Below are 18,339 nucleotides of genomic sequence, written 5' to 3' on the forward strand. Positions count from 1 at the left end.
GCATTCATACCTTGTGCGACACGGCTTCGAGGAGGACCGAAGTCCGCTCGGCGGAGGGCTTTCGGCCCTTGTCGGTGGGGTCCGCACCCGGTACGCCGGGCTTGGCCGGGTCCTTGCCCTCGTTGTCTTCGTGGCCTTCGTCGCCTTCGTTTCCCTCGTCGTCGCCGTTCTCGTCGTCCTCCTCGGGCACCCCGAGGAGGTCTCGGCAGAAGTCGTCGACGCGTTTGTGCCCGCCGGCGTGGTCGGCGAGTGCCGGGAAACCCGGGTCGCGGTGGGCCTTGGGCCGGTCGGCGAGGAACAGGCGGCACAGCCGGCCGAAACCGGCGGCGGGTGAGTCCGACGTCGTCGGTGGCGGGTCAGCCGGCGGCTCGGCCGGGTTCGTGGGCGGTTCCTCGGTGACGAGGGGGACGGGGGCGTCGTCGTCGGCCTGGCGTTCGCCGGCGGCGGTCGTGCCGGTCTGCAGGGCGGCCTCGGGCGGTTCGGGGATGCGGCTGGACTTGGCGGCGAGGGCGACGCCGCCGAGCATGGCGAGCGCGACGACGGTCTTGACGACGGCGACGCGCGCGATGAGGCGTCGTGCGCGTGGCGCTGGGGGCACGGCCGGGCGGAGGGATCGGTAGACGCGGGCGGCCTCGTCCTCGCCGGTGAGCTCGTCGGGCCGCGCGGGCGCGGAGGCCGCCGCGAGGAGCGCACCGAGGCGCTCGTCGCCGAGGTCGGCGGGATGTCGGGTCATGTCGCGTCCCTCGGGGTGAGCGCCGGCGCGGGGGCCGTGGGGGCGGGGGCGGTGCCGTCGTCGGCGAGACGGTCGGCGAGGCGGCGGAGGCCGCGGTGGGCGGCGGTGCGGACCGCGCCGGGACGTTTCCCGAGGACGCGGCCGGCGGAGCGCGCGTCGAGGCCCATGACGACGCGGAGGAGGACGGCCTCGGCCTGGTCGGGTGGGAGGGACGCGATCATGGCGAGCGCGGCGTCGGTGGCGACGGCGTCGACGGCGAGGAGGGCGGTGTCGGCGGGTCCGACGAGTTCGGCGAGGCGGTCGTCGGAGACGGTGGGCCCAGGGGCGCGTTTGCGGCGGCGGACGTGGTCCATGGCGCGGTGGCGGCCGATGGTGGCGGCCCAGCCGCGGAAACCGTCGAAGTCGCCGCGGAAGCCGTCGAGGTCGCGGGCGATGTGCAGCCAGGTCTCGGAGGCGACGTCTTCGGCGTCGGCGCCGACGAGCGCCCGCAGATAGCGCAGCAGCCGGGGATGGACCTCCCGGTACAGGAGCCGGAAGGCCTGCTCGTCGCCGCGCTGTGCCGCCTCAAGGCAAGGGGACAGCTCGTCGGTCACCGCTCAAGGGTGCCTCAGAAGCGTTCACGCGCAACATCGGCCGACGGGTGTAACACCGGCGGGCCGTGGAGCGCTTCACCGGTGAACAGGCGACCGCGCGGGGCGGCATCGCCTGAGCGTTATGCGCCTTTTCCTGCTCTTTGTGGTTGAATTTCAAATTCCGCCGGGAAAAGTATTGACTGTCCGGAAATCCTGCGGGAGGCTCAAGAAGCCAGGCCGCCATCCTGGCGCCACGGTGACGAAAGATCTTCGGGCTAGCGACCTCTCGTCGCGCGTGGCACTTGCCGCCCGCCTGCTCCGCGACTCACGGCGTGGAGCGCGCCCGCGGGGGTTCCCCCGACCCCCGCGGGTCAACGGCCCACTCGAACCGCCCCGGTCCCCGCCGGGGCGGTTCACCTCGGGCGGGAAACTAGGTGACGGGCTCCAGCTCGATCCAGGCGTGGCCGGGGATCGAGGCCCGGACCCGGTCGGCGACCAGCATCGCCTCGGCGCGACCGTCGAAGGCGTGCGCGCGCCACTGTCGCGAGCGATGCTCGACGTACCAGTGGCCGCGGAGGCGGCCGACGACGACGCGGTGTTCGCCGTTCTCGGTCTGCCAGGCGCGCACGGGTTTCCTGGCCGGGTCGGCGCGCTGGAGTCTCTCGCCGTTGATCATCCGAGGATCTTCGCACATTCGTTCTAATCGATAGACGGGGCCGGGGCCCGCCCCGCGGCGAGCCCCGGCGCACTATTCGGCGGCCCAGGTCACCGGCAGTTCGTGCACTCCGTAGATGTTCATGTCCGACTTGACCCGCACCTCGGCGGCGGGAATCGCCAGCTCCAGCGTCGGGAAACGGCGCAGGAGCCCGTCGAAGCCGGCGCGCATCTCGATGCGCGCGAGCTGCTGGCCGAGGCACTGGTGCACGCCGTGCCCGAAGGAGACGTGGCCTCGGGCCTTGCGGTGGATGTCGAGGTCGTCGGGGTTCTCGAAACGCTCGGGGTCGCGGTTGGCCGCCAGGAGGGAAACCACGACCGTCGAGCCCTCCGGGATGGTCTCGCCACCCAGTTCGAGGTCCTCGGTGGCGTAGCGGTAGAAGATGTCGGCGATCGACAGGTACCGCATGAGCTCCTCGACGGCGCCCGGCATCAGCTCGGGGTCGGCGCGCAGTTCGGCGAGCTGCCCGGGGTGCTCCAGGAGCGCGAAGGTGCCCAGCGCCAGCATGTTCGCGGTCGTCTCGTGCCCGGCGAGCAGCAGCAGGAAACCGATACCGACGAGTTCCTCGATGGACAGATCCTCGTCGCGTGCGAGGTCGGAGAGGATGTCGTCGCCGGGTTCGGCGCGCTTGGCCGTCACCAGTTGACCGAGGTAGCCGGTGATCGCGCCGATGGCGCCCATCTTCTCTTCGAGGGTCTGGTCCTTGACCAGGAACTGCGCGGAGTTCCTTTGGAAGGTCTCCCGGTCGGCGTAGGGGACGCCGAGCAGTTCGCAGATCACCAGCGACGGGACCGGCAGCGCGAACTCCTCCACCAGGTCGACCGGCGGCCGCAGGCTCGCCAGGTGGTCGAGCTGCCGTTCGGTGACGGCGATGATCTGCTCTTCGAGGGACTTCATCCGCTTGACGGTGAACGCGCCGGTGAGTTTCCTGCGCAGCCGTGTGTGGTCGGGTGGGTCCATGCTGATGAAAAGGCCGGGAAACTGCGGCGACGGCTCGGTCGGTGCGGGCATGCCCGTCATCTCGAAGGGCACGTGGATGACGCCGATGTCCTGGCGGGAGCTGAAGCGGGTGTCGGCCATCATCTGGCGGACCGCCTCGTAGCCGGTGACGAGCCACCCCTCGTGCCCGTCGGGGAAGGTCAGGGGACTGACCGGGCGGGTGCGGCGGAGGCGGGTGACCGCGCTCGGCGGGTCGAAGGGACCGGCGTCGCGGTCCATGGGAAGGCCTTGCGGTGCGGGAACCGTGGTGTTCATCGGGTTTCCTTTCGCGGTGGTCGAGTCCACGTTCGCCGACCGGCCTGACATGGGCCTGACACGAGCGTGTCACCGTCGCCGGTACCTGCACCGGGCCGTCAGCCGACCCGCGCCGAGGCCAGGATCTCCAGCAGCGCCGTCGTCGCGGGCGGGTCCGGCGGCTCGCCGTAGGTCGCGGCATAGATCCGGCGCGGCTCCTCCGGGAGCGCGGTGGCGTGCACACCCGGCGCCCGGTGCGCTCGCAGCGCCAGGCCGTTGACGATCGCGACGCCGACCCCGGCGGCGACCAGCGACTGCGTGACGACCGTGTCGTCGCAGAAGTAGGCGACGCGCGGCACGAAACCGGCCCGCTCGCAGGCGCTCACCGTCGCGGCCAGGCAGCGCTCGCAACCGCCGACCCACGCGGAGTCGCGGTGGTCCTCCAGACGCTGATCGGGCCGGTCGGCGACCAGGTACAGGGGATCGTCGAGCAGGTGCACGAGCCGGACACCGTCCTCTTCCACGGGGTCGCCGGCGCCGCGGAAGATCAGCGCGACGTCGACGTGCCCGGAACGCAGCATCCGCAGCCCTTCGGCCGGATGCGCGTCGACGAGATTCAGCTCCACGCCCGGATGCCGCCGCGCCAGCTCCACGGCCGCCTTCGGCACCAGCGTGCTCAGGACGGTCTGGAACCCGGCGACCCGCACCCGCCCGGCGCGCAGGCCGACTCGCGCGGCGAGTTCGGTCGAGGCGGCGTTGAGCCTGCCAAGGATCTCGGTCGCCCGCAGCGCCAGGAGCTCGCCTTCGGGGGTGAGCCGGATGCCGCGCCCGACACGCTGGACGAGCTTGGCGCCGGTCGCGGTCTCCAGCCGTCCGAGGTGATGGCTGACCGAGGGCTGGGAGTAGTGGAGCTCCTTCGCGGCCCGGGTCACCGATCCGTGGCGGGCGACCGATTCCAGCACCCGGAGGTGGGTCAGGTTCAGCATTCATCAATTTTATGTATGGGACTTACGCGGACTTGGCATTAGACGTCATGGATCCGAAGGGCCATCATCTTTTCCAGAAGGTCCATGAGCGGAAGAAAAGGAACAATCGTCATGTCACTGACCCGTGTCCACAACTTCGCCGTCTCCCTCGACGGCTTCGGCACCGGCGACGTCCAGAGCCTCGCGGCGCCCTTCGGTCACGCCGGCGAGCGCCTGCACGAATGGATGTTCGGCACCCGGTGGTGGAAGGGCGCCGGCAGCGGCGGCGGTGTCGACGACGCCTTCGTCCGGCAGCACGACCCCGGGATCGGCGCCGAGATCATGGGCGCCGGGAAGTACGGCTTCCCGGGCTGGCACGAGGACCCGGAGTGGAAGGGCCACTGGGGACCCAACCCGCCGTTCCATACCCCGGTGTACGTGATGACGCACCACACGCGCCCGTCCATCGAGATGGAAGGCGGCACGACCTTCCACTTCATCGACGGGACGCCCGCCGAGATCCTCGAAGCCGCCCGCGCGGCCGCCGGTGGTGAGGACGTGCGCCTCGGCGGTGGCGCGACGACGATCCGCGACTTCGTCAAGGCCGGGCTCGTCGACTACATGCACATCGTGGTCGTGCCGATCATGCTCGGCCGCGGCGTGCGGCTGTGGGACGGGCTGGAGGGGATCGACGCCGACTACGCCATCGAGTCGATCTCCGCGCCGAGCGGCGTCACGCACGTGACGTTCACCCGCGCGAAGGACTGAACCCGCGAGGAGGAGCCGGACGCCATGCCTCGCGTCCGGCTCCGTGACGTCACGCGACGGCGGTGCCTTCGAGCTCGACCAGCTGACCGGGGATCGCCAAGCGCGTCACGCCGAGCATCGTCGTCGTCGGCGCCACCCCGGCGGCGCCCAACCGGGCCGCCAGCACGCCGTAGTGAGGGAACAACGCGTCCACGTCGGTGGTGTAGACGTTGAGCCGGATCAGGTTCGACAGGGACATGCCGGCCTCGCCGAGCACAGCCTCCAGGTTGTCGAGGCTCAGCGCCAGCTGCGCGGCCATGTCGCCGTCGTGCTCGGGCTTGCCCTCGGCGCTCATCGAGGTCTGCCCCGAGACGTAGAGGGTCCGGGTGTGCCCGGAGACGACCTCACCCTGGTTGAAGCCCATCTCCAGCGACCAGGTGACCGGGTTGACCGCGGTTCGTTCGATTGCCACGTCGGCTCCATTCGATTCATCGAGACGCACGCCTTCGACGCCGTCGTGATGAGCCTCGCAAGGAATCACGACACCCTGTGTCACGTATTCCGTTAAGGTTTCCGCGATGCGCGCCGACAGGCTTGTCTCCCTGGTCCTTCTGCTGCGGCAGCACGGCCGGATGTCCGCACCCGCCCTCGCCGAGGAGCTGGAGGTGTCCACCCGGACCGTGCTCCGCGACATCGAGGCGCTCTCGGCGGCGGGCGTCCCCGTCTACGCCGAACGCGGCCGACACGGCGGGTTCGCGCTGCTGCCCGGCTTCCGGACCGAACTCACCGGACTCAACCACGACGAGGCGCTCGCCCTGCTGACCGCCGGGTCGCAGCGCGGCGAACGGGCGTTCGGGCTCAGCTCGGCGCTGGCGTCGGCGATGCGGAAGGTCGTCGACGCGCTGCCGGAGAGCCACCGCGCCACCGTCGGCGACGCTGCCCAGCGCCTGCTCGTCGAGCCGGAATCGGACCTGCTCTCGCGCCGAACCGTCACCGAGGAGATCCCCGCGGCGACGATGGCCGAGCTGCGACGGGCCGTGCTCACCGGACACAAGCTGCGGATCCACTACGCCGCCACCGACCAGGAACCCCGCCGGCGGACGGTCGACCCCATCGGCCTGGTCACCGTGCGGGGACGCGGCTACCTGCTCGCGACACGGTCCGGGGAGGACCGCACGTACCGCCTGTCGCGGATCGAGGCCGCCGAAGCGCTCGCCGAACCGGCGGAACGCCCGGGTCGGGTCGACCTCGACCGGATCTGGCGGGACCGCACCGCCCGGTTCCTGGCCGACGGGCACATCACCGTGCTGGTCCGCGTCGACCCGGCCCGGCGCGAGGACCTGCTGGACGGCTCCCTGACCGTCCGCGCCGAGGAGCCCGTCGACGACGGGTGGCTGCGGCTGGAGGTGACGTACCAGGATCTGCGCCACGCGGTGTGGGCGCTGTGGCAACTGGGGATGGACGCGGAGGCGCTGGCGCCGCCGTCGCTGCGCGAGGCGCTGCGGGAGCGGGCGGCGAGGGTCGCCGAGCGGTACGGGGACAGCACGAAGGCCGGTCCCCGCCCTGTTCAGGAGCGGTTACCGGCCTTCGAGGTCAGTGGAGACTAGGGGACTCGAACCCCTGACCCCCTGCTTGCAAAGCAGGTGCTCTTCCAGCTGAGCTAAGTCCCCGGGGCGCCGGGGCGCGCTAGCGCACGTCCTCGGCGGGGGTGGTGGCCTCGTGCCAGAGCGCGCGCTCTTCACCGGCCGCCTTGACCTTCTTGACAACGATCGCGGCGACGGTCACAACGCCCGCCACCAGCAAAAGCTTCTTCCACATCGGCAATGTCCCCCTAAGGAATCCGTCCTGCCGTGAAACGCGCTCCAGCATACCTCCGCCCCACCCGCAACCCGCGTCGGCGTGCGCCTTGAGGTGGCGGTGGGCACCCGCGGCAACCGAAACGGGCCCACGGGCGTCTCGCGTGCGCGACGATCAAGTCATGAGCGTCGATACACGAGGCCCGGACGACATGGGCGACGACGAGCAGGAGACCGACACCGCGCTCTACGAGCGCTACATCGAGGACCCGCCCGCCGACCTGGAGATCAAGGCCGACGACGACGGCGTCGTCGGCATCGAGGAGTGGCTGCCGCAGGAATCCCGGCCCGGTGACGCGCGCAGGGAGGCCGAGGAGGCCGACGACCGTCCCGCCGAGGAGGCCGCCGAGCACCTCTCGCGGCGGGACCGCTACTAGCTAGCCGACGTATTCGGCGAGGTGCCGCCCGGTGAGCGTCTTCTCGCCGGCCGCGACGAGTTCGGCGGGTGTGCCCTCGAACACGACCTCGCCGCCGTCGTGCCCGGCGCCGGGCCCGAGGTCGATGATCCAGTCGGCGTGCGCCATGACGGCCTGATGGTGCTCGACGACGATGACCGACTTCCCCGAGTCGACGAGCCGGTCGAGCAGCCCGAGCAGGCGCTCGACGTCGGCGAGGTGCAGCCCCGTCGTCGGCTCGTCGAGGACGTAGACGCCGCCCTTCTCACCCAGGTGCGTGGCGAGCTTGATGCGCTGCCGTTCACCGCCCGACAGCGTCGTCAGCGGCTGCCCGAGCGTCAGGTAGCCGAGCCCGACGTCGGCGAGCCGGTCGAGGATCTTGTGCGCGGCGGGCAGTTTCCCGTCGAAGAACTTCTCCCCCTCGTCGACCGACATGCCGAGCACCTCGGCGATGTTCTTCCCGCCGAACTCGTAGTCGAGGACCTCGGCCTGGAACCGCTTCCCCTCGCACACCTCGCAGGTCGTGGCCACACCGGCCATGACGACCAGGTCGCTGTAGATGACCCCGGCGCCGTTGCAGTTGGGGCAGGCGCCTTCGGAGTTGGCGCTGAACAGCGCCGGTTTCACGCCGTTCTCCTTGGCGAAGGCCTTGCGGATCGGGTCGAGCAGCCCGGTGTAGGTCGCCGGGTTGCTGCGCCGGGAACCGCGGATCGCGCCCTGGTCGACGACCACGACGCCGTCCCGCCCGGACACCGAGCCGTGGATCAGCGAGCTCTTGCCCGAACCGGCGACGCCGGTGACGACGACGAGCACGCCGAGCGGGATGTCGACGTCGACGTCGCGCAGGTTGTGCAGGTCGGCGCCGCGGATCTCCAGTGCGGTGCTCGACTTGCGCGTCTCCGGTTTGAGGGTCGCGCGGTCGTCGAGGTGGCGTCCGGTGATGGTGTCGCTGTCGCGCAGGTCTGCGACGGTGCCTTCGAACATCACCTGCCCGCCGAGGCTTCCGGCCTTCGGACCGAGGTCGACGACGTGGTCGGCGATCGCGATCGTCTCCGGTTTGTGCTCGACGACCAGGACGGTGTTGCCCTTGTCGCGCAGCTGGATCAGCAGGTTGTTCATGCGCTGGATGTCGTGCGGGTGCAGGCCGATGGTGGGCTCGTCGAAGACGTAGGTGACGTCGGTCAGCGAGGACCCGAGGTGCCGGACCATCTTCGTGCGCTGCGCCTCGCCGCCCGACAGCGTGCCCGCGGGCCGCTCAAGGCTCAGGTAGCCGAGGCCGATCTCGACGAAGGAGTCGAGCGTGTGCCGCAGCGACGCCAGCAGTGGTGCGACGCCGGGCGCTTCGACGCCGCCGACCCACTCGGCGAGGTCGCTGATCTGCATGGCGCAGGCGTCGGCGATGCTGACGCCCTTGATCTTCGACGAGCGCGCCTCCGGGCTCAGCCGCGTCCCCTCGCATTCGGGGCAGGTCGTGAAGGTGACCGCCCGCTCCACAAAGGCGCGGATGTGCGGCTGCATGGCGTCGACGTCCTTGGCGAGCATCGACTTCTGGATCTGCGGGATCAGGCCCACGTAGGTGAGGTTGATGCCCTCCACCTTGATCTTCGTGGGCTCCCGGTAGAGCAGGTCGTTGAGTTCGCGCTTGGTGTACTTCTTGATCGGCTTGTCGGGGTCGAAGTAGCCGACGCCCCGGAAGATGCGCCCGTACCAGCCGTCCATGCTGTAGCCGGGGATGGTCAGCGCGCCCTCGTTGAGGGACTTGGAGTCGTCGTAGAGGGCCGTCAGGTCGATGTCGTTGACCGATCCGCGCCCCTCGCAGCGCGAGCACATGCCGCCGAGGATGCTGAAGCTGCGGCGCTCCTTCGTCGTGCGGCCGGCCTTCTCGACGGTGACGGCGCCGGCGCCGCTGATCGAGGCGACGTTGAAGGAGAAGGCCTGCGGCGGGCCGATGTGGGGTTTCCCGACCCGGCTGAACAGGATCCGCAGCATCGCGTTGGCGTCGGTGGCGGTGCCGACGGTCGAGCGCGGGTCGCTGCCCATGCGTTCCTGGTCGACGATGATCGCGGTGGTCAGGCCGTCGAGGACGTCGACGTCGGGCCGGGCCATGTTGGGCATGAAACCCTGGACGAAGGCACTGTAGGTCTCGTTGATCAGGCGCTGCGACTCCGCCGCGATCGTGCCGAAGACCAGCGAGCTCTTCCCCGAGCCGGACACGCCGGTGAAGGCGGTGAGGCGGCGCTTGGGGATCTCGACGCTGACGTCCTTGAGGTTGTTCACGCGGGCGCCGGTCACGCGGATCATGTCGTGGCTGTCGGCGGCGTGCGCGTTTGCCCTGGTGGCCTTGCTCATCGTGTCTCCATCTGCTCGGGCGGGGCCGCCGCGTGGAATCTCACCCCGGTCATTGTTCTCGCCCGCGGCGGCCCTGGGTACGGGAGAACGGCCGATCAGCTGTCCTGCAGGAGCCCGAGGACGTTGCCTTCCGGGTCGGTCACGGTGGCGACGAGGCGCCCTTCGCCGACCTTCTTCGGGGCCTCGGCGACCGCGCCGCCGGCCGCGGTCACCTCGGCGATCCTCGCCTCGATGTCGTCGACGTGCCAGTAGGCGACCGGCGAGGGAGAGCTGTCCTTGGGCGCCGGGACGAGGCCGACGTGCTGGCCGGCGGTGTCGTAGCCGACGTAGTAGTCGGAGTCGACGGTCGGCTCGACGCCGAGCAGGGCGGTGTAGACGGCCTTGGCCTTGGCGAGATCGCCGACGTTGTGCAGGAGGGTCTTGGCTCCCTGGGTGGGCGTGCCGGTCATGGTCGCTCCAATGCTCACGGATCGTGGTGGCGGCGTTTCGGACCGCCGTCATGCCACGCTAACCGTGCCGCGGGGGTCGGCGCTTCTCGAATCCTGATCGCTTCGCCGAGTTTCCCGCTCAGTCCTCGGTGGCCCATTCGCGGACCTCTTCGTCGGGGTCTTCGGCGAGGCGGGCGAGGACCTCGGCGACGCCGGGCGTGCGCCAGCGCCGGATCGTGTACGCCAGCGACCGGCGGACGTCGGCGTCGGGGTGGTCGGCGAGGTGCGCGAGGAGGTGGATCGGGCCGCGACGGCGGCCGTGGAGGTCGTCGAGGACGTCGACGATGGCCTTGACGTCGGCGGGGTCGGTCTTCTCCAGGCGGGCGAGGAGCGTCCGGACGGGTGGCGGCGGCTTGTCCACGGCGAACGGGCGCCGCAGCAGGCGCTGAGCCCCGTAGGCGCCGGTGACGCGGCACCCCATGCACGTGCACGGCTTGGTGCCGTGCGCGTCGGGCCTGTAGCGCCAGCCGACGCCGTGGGAAACCCCGCGGATCCGGTGGACCTCCCGGCGGGAAACCCCACGCGGGAGAAAGACCTCCCAGCCGCGCGGGTCGTCGAGGGCGCGGATCCGCGCGACGGCCTCGGCGGCGGTGACCTCGGCGGGTTGTGCGTGGTAGCGGCCGACGCTGACCGGCTCGGCGTCGGGCAACCTGATGTCGACGGCGACGAGGTCGCGTTGCCTCGACCATCGGCCCAGTTCGCGCATCCACTGGTGGGTGAGCGTGTAGGACGTGAGCAGCGGGAAACAGAACACGCCGCCGCGTTTCCCGGCCCGCAGCCCGGAGCGGCGGACGCGGTCGACGGTCACCCGAGGGGTGAGGTGGACGAACATGGCCATCGGGCTAACCCGTCAGCGCGTCGTTGATGCGGGCGACGAGATCCCGCGCCTCGTCCTGGGTGAAGGCGCCGGTGACCTCGGTCGTGCCGCCGGTGATCGCCGCCATGATCGTCGGCGCGGTGACGACCTCGTCGCCGAGGACGATCGCGACCTGGCCGTTGACGTTGGCGGCGGTCAGGTCGGCCCAGGTCGCCGTGCCGGCGTCGGTGAAGTCGAGGATGATCTTGAAGCCGCCGCCGACCGCGTCGCCCTCGACCTTCGCGCCTTCCAGTCCGCTGGCGTCGATCGCGACGGGACGCAGGTGGTACTTGACGTTCTCGGCGTCGCAGACGGTCGTCTCGGCGGCCGGGTCGGGGTACGCGCGCGGCATCTCGGCGAGCAGTCCGCAGTGGACGTAGGGGACGTTGAAGGCGACCGTGGCGGGCAACAGCTCGACCTCGGCGGGGGTGAGGGAGGCGAAGGGGGCCAGCGCCATGTCGTCCTCGTTGGGGTGCGGGGGCGCGGTGAGGGCCTGGGCGGTCTCGGCGGACAGGTCGCCGACCTTCTTCCAGACCTCGTCGAGGGTGGTGGCGGTCATGTCGGCCGCGGACGTGCCCTTCCTGGGCGCGCCGTCGGTGCTGGCGATGACCGCGCGGAACGCGAAGGCCTCCGGGTTGGCGATCTGGTCGGGCCAGTCGAGTTCGGGCTTGTCGTCGGTGGAGGTGCAGGCGGTGGACAGCGCCGCCGCGAGCAGCACGGTCAGGACCGCGATCGTCCTCTTCAAGGGTCGGCCTCCCGTGTGGGTGTGTGTCCGCACCGTATCGTCGCCGCGCACGGTCCTCAGGCGCCGATCGCGGCCCGCGCGGCCTCGGCGAAGCGTTGACCGTCGGTCTTGGGGACGGCCTTGACGGTCGTGGCGTTCGCGCCCTGTGCGATGGAGACGACGCCGACGAGCAGGCCCTTCCACGCTACGGCGGTGACCCGGTCGAGGGGGATCACGTCGACCCCGCCGGGGGTGGTGAACAGCAGCCGCTCGTTGGTCAGGGCGAGCAGACCCTTGCCCGCAGCGGTCTCGCCGGGAGCGAGGCAGACGACGAGCTCGTCGTCGCGGACGTGCCGGTCGAGGGCGGCGAGGAGGCCGGACGCGGGCGCGGAGGCGAGCTCCTCGGCCGCGGCGGCGGTGTCGGGGCGGGGGTCGTCGGTGTGCATCGGTCCACTGTGGCAGGGGAGGCGCCCGCGACACTACGTTGATCACGTGGATGCCAAGGAGTACGCCTCGTCTTTCGGTGCCGCCGCGAGCGCCTACGCCGAGCACCGGCCCGACTACGCGCGCGACGCCGTGCGCTGGGGCTTCGAGCCCGCGCCCGGGACGCGCGTGCTCGACCTCGGTGCCGGCACCGGGAAACTGACCGCGACGCTGGTCGAGGCCGGCGCCGACGTCGTGGCCGTCGAGCCCGACGTCGAGATGCTCGCCGAGCTGCGCCGGGGGCTCGACGTCCGTGCCCTGCTGGGCAGCGCCGAGGGGATCCCGCTGCCGGACGGGTCGGTCGACGCCGTGCTCGCGGGTAACGCGATGCACTGGTTCGACATGGCCGTCGCCGGGCCCGAGATCGCCCGGGTTCTCGCGCCCGGCGGTGTCCTGACCGGACTGTGGAACGTGCTCGACGATCGCGTCGAGTGGGTCGACGGGCTCGCGGCCGTCGCCGGGAGCGACGTCATCGGCCCGCGCGACACGCCCGCCGCCTGGCGCGCCGAGACCGAGGGCATGCACCTGCCGAAGACGGGCGAGGCATGTTTCGGCTCACCGGAGACGGCGGAGTTCGCTCACGAGCAGCGGCGCACCGCCGACTCCCTCGTCGCGACCCTCGCGACCCGCGCCGGACTCCTCGTGATGGCCGAAGACGAGCGCGATGCCCTCCTCGACCGCATCCGCGGGTACCTCACGAGCCGGCCCGAGACCGCCGACGGCGAGTTCGCGCTCCCGATGCTCACGTGCGGACTACGCGTACGACGCCGCTGACGACGGCTCGCCCGGGCACCCGCGAAGGCCGGGAAACCCGCCCGGAAGGAAGCCCTCACGACCGGCCGGACGGGCACACCCGTCGGCGACCATGGCGACAGCGGCTCGCCGAGGCCGTTGCCGCCCCAGCCAGGCCTCGGCGGGTCGTCCCGTGCGCGCAGGCCACCCGGCCCGCACCGGGGCCACCGGGTGGACTCAGCGCGCTTCCAGCGCCTCGGCCCTTCGCTCCAGCTCGGCGGCGATGCCGTCCCAGTCGGGGCCGTGCGTCCAGAGACCGGCCGCCGCCGCGCGCATGAGCTCCGGCTCGCCGGGCCGCTGCAGCAGCACCAGCCGGTGCGCGAGGTTGCGGACCCAGACCGGGAGCAGGCCGTCGACGATGTTCGGGCACAGCTCGCGCAACATCGCGAGGATCGCATCGGCGTCGGCGAAGGTCAACGCCTCGACGAAGAGGTATTCCTCGTGCTGGAGGTCGCACTCGGGAGTCGGCCCGTACTCATCGCCGTACAGGCATCGCGCCTCCTCGGTCAAGGTCATGTGCATGGCCGCAGCCTATGGCGGCGCCCGGCCGTCGGCGACTCGCAGGCTCAGATACGCCCGAGGACCTCGGCGCGTTTGGCCGCGTACTCCTCGGCGGTGATGAGGCCCTCGGCGTGCCACTCGCGCAGACGCCGCAGGGTTTCCCGGGGCTCGTCGGCGACCGGCGGCGGACGCGGCGGCGTGTACGCCGGAGGCGGCACCACCACCATGCCCGGAGGCGTCCCGGGCGGACGCGTGGCCTGGACGGCCGCACGAGCAGCGTCGACGAGGCGTTTCCCGTCGGCCTGGTTCACGCCCTTGACGACCGCGCGAACGTTTCCGACACCGATGATGACCTCACCCGTCAGCATCCGCGCCTTCCATTCCAGAGTCACCACGTGGGCGAGCGGGAAGGCGTCGGCGGCCTTGCGGGAAACCCCGTGCACGACGAACAGCAGCCGCTGCCCCGTCAGCACCAGCAGACCGGCCTTGCGGGCGAACTCGCCGACCGCAAGGTGCGTCACCACCTCGCCGACATGCAGGTAACCGGGCAGCTCCCGGATCTCGCGCTTCGCGCCGAGCGTCACCGAGGCCGCCTCGACCGCGGCGGCGATGTCAGGGCGCGACTCCGGAGTGTCCATCCGTCCACTGTGGCAAGTCGGCGCCACCCGGCCCATCGCATGATCGGCCGACCACGGCGACGTCCCCGGCCGGAACGATGCCGGCCGGGGACGTCGCCGTTCGCCATGGAGATGGCCGTGACCTCCCCGACGGCGAGGGTGTCCGGTTACGCGTACGTGTACATGTTCCCGGTCGTCTTCACCTTGTCGTTGGCGTCGTAGTAGTTGATCTGCCACCGGATGAGGTGGCCCTCCCCGAAGTCCTTGTTGCACCAGGTCCAGCCCACGGCGGCCCCCAGCGTGTTCACGCAGCTCCCGGAACGCTCGGAGACGTACTCGTACCATGTGACCCAGACGCGGTGGCCGTCCTTGGCGTTGTCCTTGACCCAGATGACGTCGCCGTACGGCTGGAAACACGCACTGGCGGCGTCCAGGGGGCCGAGGCAATCCTTGTCGTGATTCTCCGACCAGGAGACGTCCACGGCGAAGGTCACCTCGCCGGCATTGGCGGGCGAGGCCGCGACGGCCACCACCCCCAGCGACATCAGGACCGCCGACACGAGCGTGATCAAGCGCTTGCGGATCATCCTCTTCCTTCCGTTGACGGCAGTCACGCTCCACGGAATGCGATCGACGTGACGTGCCGCCGCAAGTGTCAGGGGCACGTCCGCCATTCACCTTGACTCCATCTTGAGCCGGGCTTGTTTCCCCACCCGTCGCCACCCTTGTTCGCGCGACGGAGCCTCTCGCCGAGCACGGTGGCCATGCACGCCGAGGACCTCGGCGACGCCTTCGAGAACGACGGTGGCGTGCTCGTCGCACGCCCTGCGGGCTCGGTGCGGGCACCGGCGGCCCCGCCGCGCACGAGAGATCTGAAGGCGTCGCCCATCCGCGGCGGCCGGGCTGGGGAGGTCGAGCCGACATCTTCCCCACGGCGACCGGAGGAGATCCGCATAAGCGAAAGAAGCGCCAGGCCCGAACCGGTTTCCCGGTCCTGACCTGGCGCTTCGTCACCCTGGTGGGGCTAGATGGAATCGAACCATCGACCTCAGAGTTATCAGCTCTGCGCTCTAACCGACTGAGCTATAGCCCCAGACGCGACGAGACGAAACGATACCTTAGGCATCGCGAGCCTGTCGCGCAGGTATGGGGGTAACCGCCGGCGGGCGTCTACTCCTTCTCCGACAAGGTCAGTTCGATGCCGCCGACGAGGTCGGCGCACACGTTGTAGATGAACGCCCCGAGGGTCGCCATGGCCGTGAAGAGCACCATGTTGACCACTCCGAGCAGGGCCGAGACGCCGATGACGCCGCGGGCGGTGAACTTGAACCCGTCCCCGCCGCTGCCGGAACCGACCAGGGAGCCCACCAGCTCGTTGAGGCTGGTGAACACGCCCATCGAGTCCAGCGCGATGTACAGCACCGTCGTCGCCACGATCAGCACGATGAACAGCACCAGGGACACCGCGAAGGAGAACTTCATCACCGACCACGGGTCGATGCGCTTGAGGTGCAGCCTCGCCCGCCGCGGCCCCCTGGCCGCCGCGGCCGAGACGGCCTGCCTGGCCGCTTTGACGGCCTCGGCGACCTTGGTCGACGAGCTCGTCTGCGGTGGCGGTGTCAGCGCCTCCGGGGAGGTCGGCGGTGGTGTCATACCGGGCGGTCGCGTCACCTTGCTGCCCCCCGGCACGTCGGCCACCTCAGCGCCGCCCACGTGGGCGCGACCGACCGCTGCCGGGCCGTTCGCCTGCGTGTCCGTCATGCGTTAAGTCCTGTTCGTCCGGCTCGTCCGCGCTACGAGCGATAGCCACCAAGGTAACGCCTTCCGGCAGATCCATCAGCTTGACGCCCATGGTGTTGCGATCGCGTGTCCGCCGGACGGGTTTGACAGGCGTACGGATCACTCCGCCGTTGGAGGTGATCGCGAAGAGTTCGTCGTCGGGGAGGACGCTCAGCGCGCCGACCAGACCACCACGTCGTTCGGTGATCTTCGCGGTCAGCACCCCCTTGCCGCCCCTGCCCTGACGCGGGTACTCGTCCACGGGGGTCCGCTTGGCGTACCCGCCTCCGGTGGCCACGAGGATGTCCATCCCCTCGCGCACCACCTCCATCGTAAGTAGCACATCGCCGTCGGTGAAGCGCATCCCGATGACTCCCGACGTGGCGCGTCCCATCGGGCGCAGCGACTCGTCGGTGGCCTGGAAGCGAATCGCCTGCGCGTTGCGGCTGACCAGCAGCAGGTCGTCCTCGGGTCCGATCAGCGCGGCGCCGACGAGTTCGTCCTCGCCCTTGAGGTTGATGCCGATGACGCCGCCGGTGCGGTTGGAGTCGAAGTCGGTGAGCTTCGTCTTCTTCACCACGCCGTCGCGCGTGGCGAGCACCAGGTACGGCGAGACCTCGTAGTTCTCGATCTCGATGACCTGCGCGATGGTCTCCCCGGGCTGGAAGGCCAGGAGGTTCGCGACGTGCTGGCCACGGGCGGTACGCGACGCCTCGGGCAGCTCGTAGGCCTTGGCGCGGTAGACGCGGCCCTTGTTGGTGAAGAACAGGACCCAGTCGTGCGTGGAGCACACGAAGAAGTGACTGACGATGTCGTCCTGGCGCAGCTGCGCGCCCTGGACGCCCTTACCGCCGCGGTGCTGGGTGCGGTAGGCGTCGACCTTCGTGCGCTTGGCGTAGCCGCCGCGCGTGATGGTCACCACGACGTCCTCGCGGGCGATGAGGTCCTCCATGGACACCTCGCCCTCGAAGGGCACGATCTTGGTGCGGCGCTCGTCGCCCCACCGCGCGACCGTGGTCTCCAGCTCGTCCTTGATAATCGACCGCTGGCGCTCCGGGCGCGCCAGGATGTCCTCCAGGTCGGCGATCTTCGACTCGATCTCGACGAGCTCGTCGATGATCTTCTGCCGCTCCAGGGCCGCCAGGCGGCGCAGCTGCATGTCGAGGATCGCGGTGGCCTGGATCTCGTCGACGTCGAGGAGCTGCTGGAGCCCCGTCTTCGCCTCGTCGGCCGAGGGCGCGTTGCGGATGAGCTGGATGACCGCGTCGAGCTGGTCGAGGGCCTTGCCCAGACCGCGCAGGATGTGGGCCCGCTCCTCGGCCTTGCGCAGGCGGTACTGGGTGCGCCGGACGATCACGTCGACCTGGTGGGCGACGTAGTGGCGGATGAACTGCGCCAGGTTCAGCGTGCGCGGCACACCGTCGACCAGGGCGAGCATGTTCGCGCCGAAGGTCTCCTGCAGCTGCGTGTGCTTGTACAGGTTGTTGAGGACGACCTTCGGGATCGAGTCCCGCTTGAGGACCAGGATCAGCCGCATACCGGTACGGCCGGAGCTCTCGTCGCGGATGTCGGCGATGCCGGTGAGTTTCCCCTCCTTCACCAGTTCGGCGACGCGCAGCGCGAGGTTGTCCGGGTTGACCTGGTAGGGCAGCTCGGTCACCACAAGGCAGGCGCGCCCCTTGGCGTCCTCCTCCATCTCGATGACCGCGCGCATCCGGATCGAACCGCGGCCGGTGCGGTAGGCGTCCTCGATGCCCGAGCGGCCGACGATCAGGCCGTGCGTCGGGAAGTCGGGGCCGTGAACGAGCTTGATGAGGGCCTCAAGGGTCTCCTCCTCGCCGACCTCGTGGTTCTCCAGGCACCAGTAGACGGCCTCGGCGACCTCGCGCAGGTTGTGCGGCGGGATCTTGGTGGCCATGCCGACCGCGATGCCCTCGGAACCGTTGACCAGCAGGTTCGGGATACGGGCCGGCAGGACGAGCGGCTCGGTGGTCTTGCCGTCGTAGTTGGGCCCGAAGTCCACCGACTCCTCGTCGATGTCCCGCATCATCTCCATGGCCATGGGATGCAGGCGCGACTCGGTGTACCGCATCGCGGCCGCGCCGTCGTTGCCCGGGGAACCGAAGTTGCCCTGGCCGTCGATGAGCGGGTACCGCAGCGACCAGGGCTGCGCCATGCGGACGAGCGTGTCGTAGATCGAGGAGTCGCCGTGCGGGTGGTACTGACCCATCACGTCGCCGACGACGCGTGAGCACTTCACGTACCCGCGGTCGGGGCGGTAGCCCCCGTCGTACATGCCGTACAGCACCTTGCGGTGCACCGGCTTGAGGCCGTCGCGCACGTCGGGCAGGGCCCGTCCGACGATGACGCTCATCGCGTAGTCGAGGTACGAGCGGTGCATCTGCACCTCGACGCCGACCGGCTGGATGCGTCCGCTCGACGCTTCTTCCGCCGCGGTGGTCTCCGTCACGGTTTGCCTTTCACCTTGCTTGAGAACCTGTGGATAAGTCTGTGGATACTGTGGACGGCCCTGT

Annotated in this window: 19 protein-coding genes, 2 tRNA genes and 2 pseudogenes; 4 read left to right on the top strand and 19 right to left on the bottom strand. The window is 70.4% G+C overall.

The window, feature by feature from the left end; genetic code table 11:
• Positions 1-4 precede the first annotated feature (4 nt).
• The 5 genes from HNR73_RS30945 to HNR73_RS30965 form a co-directional block, all read right to left on the bottom strand.
• Positions 5-733 carry a hypothetical protein gene (locus tag HNR73_RS30945; protein WP_184791224.1) on the bottom strand — a complete coding sequence of 243 codons (729 nt, stop codon included), beginning with the start codon at positions 731-733 and terminating at the stop codon, positions 5-7.
• On the bottom strand, positions 730-1,326 hold the full coding sequence (locus HNR73_RS30950; RefSeq protein ID WP_184791225.1) for an RNA polymerase sigma factor: 597 nt from the start codon (positions 1,324-1,326) through the stop codon (positions 730-732). Before HNR73_RS30950 ends, HNR73_RS30945 begins: the two co-directional genes overlap by 4 nt.
• A 409-nt stretch (positions 1,327-1,735) precedes the next feature.
• Positions 1,736-1,981, bottom strand: a complete 246-nt coding sequence (locus tag HNR73_RS30955; RefSeq protein ID WP_184791226.1) for a hypothetical protein — start codon at positions 1,979-1,981, stop codon at positions 1,736-1,738.
• A 72-nt stretch (positions 1,982-2,053) separates the two neighbouring features.
• Complete coding sequence (locus HNR73_RS30960) at positions 2,054-3,274, bottom strand: cytochrome P450 (RefSeq protein WP_184791227.1); 1,221 nt, start codon at positions 3,272-3,274, stop codon at positions 2,054-2,056.
• Between the two features lie 98 nt (positions 3,275-3,372).
• Complete coding sequence (locus tag HNR73_RS30965) at positions 3,373-4,239, bottom strand: LysR family transcriptional regulator (RefSeq protein ID WP_184791228.1); 867 nt, start codon at positions 4,237-4,239, stop codon at positions 3,373-3,375.
• Positions 4,240-4,350: 111 nt separating this feature from the next.
• Between HNR73_RS30965 and HNR73_RS30970 the strand changes: the two genes are divergently transcribed.
• Positions 4,351-4,986, top strand: coding sequence for a dihydrofolate reductase family protein (locus HNR73_RS30970; RefSeq protein WP_184791229.1), 636 nt, complete (start codon positions 4,351-4,353; stop codon positions 4,984-4,986).
• Positions 4,987-5,035: 49 nt separating this feature from the next.
• Here the strand turns inward: HNR73_RS30970 and HNR73_RS30975 are convergent, their stop codons facing one another.
• On the bottom strand, positions 5,036-5,437 hold the full coding sequence (locus HNR73_RS30975; RefSeq protein WP_239121945.1) for a RidA family protein: 402 nt from the start codon (positions 5,435-5,437) through the stop codon (positions 5,036-5,038).
• Between the two features lie 106 nt (positions 5,438-5,543).
• Between HNR73_RS30975 and HNR73_RS30980 the strand changes: the two genes are divergently transcribed.
• Positions 5,544-6,572 carry a helix-turn-helix transcriptional regulator gene (locus HNR73_RS30980; protein ID WP_184791230.1) on the top strand — a complete coding sequence of 343 codons (1,029 nt, stop codon included), beginning with the start codon at positions 5,544-5,546 and terminating at the stop codon, positions 6,570-6,572.
• On the opposite strand, the gene HNR73_RS30985 is transcribed toward HNR73_RS30980, so the two are convergent.
• Both HNR73_RS30985 and HNR73_RS30990 read right to left on the bottom strand, forming a co-directional pair.
• Positions 6,563-6,635 (bottom strand) — tRNA-Ala (locus HNR73_RS30985). The genes HNR73_RS30980 and HNR73_RS30985 overlap by 10 nt on opposite strands.
• 16 nt (positions 6,636-6,651) lie before the next feature.
• Positions 6,652-6,783, bottom strand: coding sequence for a DLW-39 family protein (locus HNR73_RS30990; protein WP_221331224.1), 132 nt, complete (start codon positions 6,781-6,783; stop codon positions 6,652-6,654).
• 160 nt (positions 6,784-6,943) lie between these two features.
• Here HNR73_RS30990 and HNR73_RS30995 point away from each other — a divergent pair, with 160 nt between their 5' ends.
• Positions 6,944-7,198, top strand: coding sequence for a hypothetical protein (locus HNR73_RS30995; RefSeq protein WP_184791231.1), 255 nt, complete (start codon positions 6,944-6,946; stop codon positions 7,196-7,198).
• On the opposite strand, the gene HNR73_RS31000 is transcribed toward HNR73_RS30995, so the two are convergent.
• The 5 genes from HNR73_RS31000 to HNR73_RS31020 form a co-directional block, all read right to left on the bottom strand.
• Positions 7,199-9,565 carry an ATP-binding cassette domain-containing protein gene (locus HNR73_RS31000; protein ID WP_184791232.1) on the bottom strand — a complete coding sequence of 789 codons (2,367 nt, stop codon included), beginning with the start codon at positions 9,563-9,565 and terminating at the stop codon, positions 7,199-7,201.
• A 95-nt stretch (positions 9,566-9,660) separates the two neighbouring features.
• The gene (locus HNR73_RS31005) at positions 9,661-10,014 is read right to left on the bottom strand and encodes a VOC family protein (RefSeq protein WP_184791233.1); all 354 of its coding nucleotides are present in this window, start codon (positions 10,012-10,014) and stop codon (positions 9,661-9,663) included.
• A 118-nt stretch (positions 10,015-10,132) separates the two neighbouring features.
• The gene (locus tag HNR73_RS31010; RefSeq protein WP_184791234.1) at positions 10,133-10,891 is read right to left on the bottom strand and encodes a HEAT repeat domain-containing protein; all 759 of its coding nucleotides are present in this window, start codon (positions 10,889-10,891) and stop codon (positions 10,133-10,135) included.
• Between the two features lie 4 nt (positions 10,892-10,895).
• A complete protein-coding gene (locus HNR73_RS31015; RefSeq protein ID WP_184791235.1) occupies positions 10,896-11,654 on the bottom strand; it encodes a SecDF P1 head subdomain-containing protein in 759 nt (252 codons plus the stop codon).
• A gap of 56 nt (positions 11,655-11,710) precedes the next feature.
• A complete protein-coding gene (locus tag HNR73_RS31020) occupies positions 11,711-12,079 on the bottom strand; it encodes a PH domain-containing protein (RefSeq protein WP_184791236.1) in 369 nt (122 codons plus the stop codon).
• 46 nt (positions 12,080-12,125) lie between these two features.
• Here HNR73_RS31020 and HNR73_RS31025 point away from each other — a divergent pair, with 46 nt between their 5' ends.
• Positions 12,126-12,890 carry a class I SAM-dependent methyltransferase gene (locus HNR73_RS31025; RefSeq protein ID WP_184791237.1) on the top strand — a complete coding sequence of 255 codons (765 nt, stop codon included), beginning with the start codon at positions 12,126-12,128 and terminating at the stop codon, positions 12,888-12,890.
• Between the two features lie 195 nt (positions 12,891-13,085).
• Here the strand turns inward: HNR73_RS31025 and HNR73_RS31030 are convergent, their stop codons facing one another.
• The 6 genes and pseudogenes from HNR73_RS31030 to gyrA form a co-directional block, all read right to left on the bottom strand.
• A complete protein-coding gene (locus HNR73_RS31030) occupies positions 13,086-13,430 on the bottom strand; it encodes a hypothetical protein (RefSeq protein WP_184791238.1) in 345 nt (114 codons plus the stop codon).
• Positions 13,431-13,474: 44 nt separating this feature from the next.
• Positions 13,475-14,047, bottom strand: a complete 573-nt coding sequence (locus HNR73_RS31035) for a PH domain-containing protein (protein WP_184791239.1) — start codon at positions 14,045-14,047, stop codon at positions 13,475-13,477.
• 146 nt (positions 14,048-14,193) lie between these two features.
• Positions 14,194-14,613, bottom strand: a complete 420-nt coding sequence (locus HNR73_RS31040) for a hypothetical protein (protein WP_184791240.1) — start codon at positions 14,611-14,613, stop codon at positions 14,194-14,196.
• Positions 14,614-15,042: 429 nt separating this feature from the next.
• Positions 15,043-15,119, bottom strand: a tRNA-Ile gene (locus HNR73_RS31045).
• A 77-nt stretch (positions 15,120-15,196) separates the two neighbouring features.
• A pseudogene (locus HNR73_RS31050) lies at positions 15,197-15,790 on the bottom strand (DUF3566 domain-containing protein); the annotation flags it as partial.
• 4 nt (positions 15,791-15,794) lie between these two features.
• Positions 15,795-18,275, bottom strand: a pseudogene (gyrA, locus tag HNR73_RS31055) (DNA gyrase subunit A); the annotation flags it as partial.
• Positions 18,276-18,339: the final 64 nt, after the last annotated feature.

It is taken from the genome of Phytomonospora endophytica, from assembly GCF_014202425.1.
Classification (GTDB): Bacteria; Actinomycetota; Actinomycetes; order Mycobacteriales; family Micromonosporaceae; genus Phytomonospora; species Phytomonospora endophytica.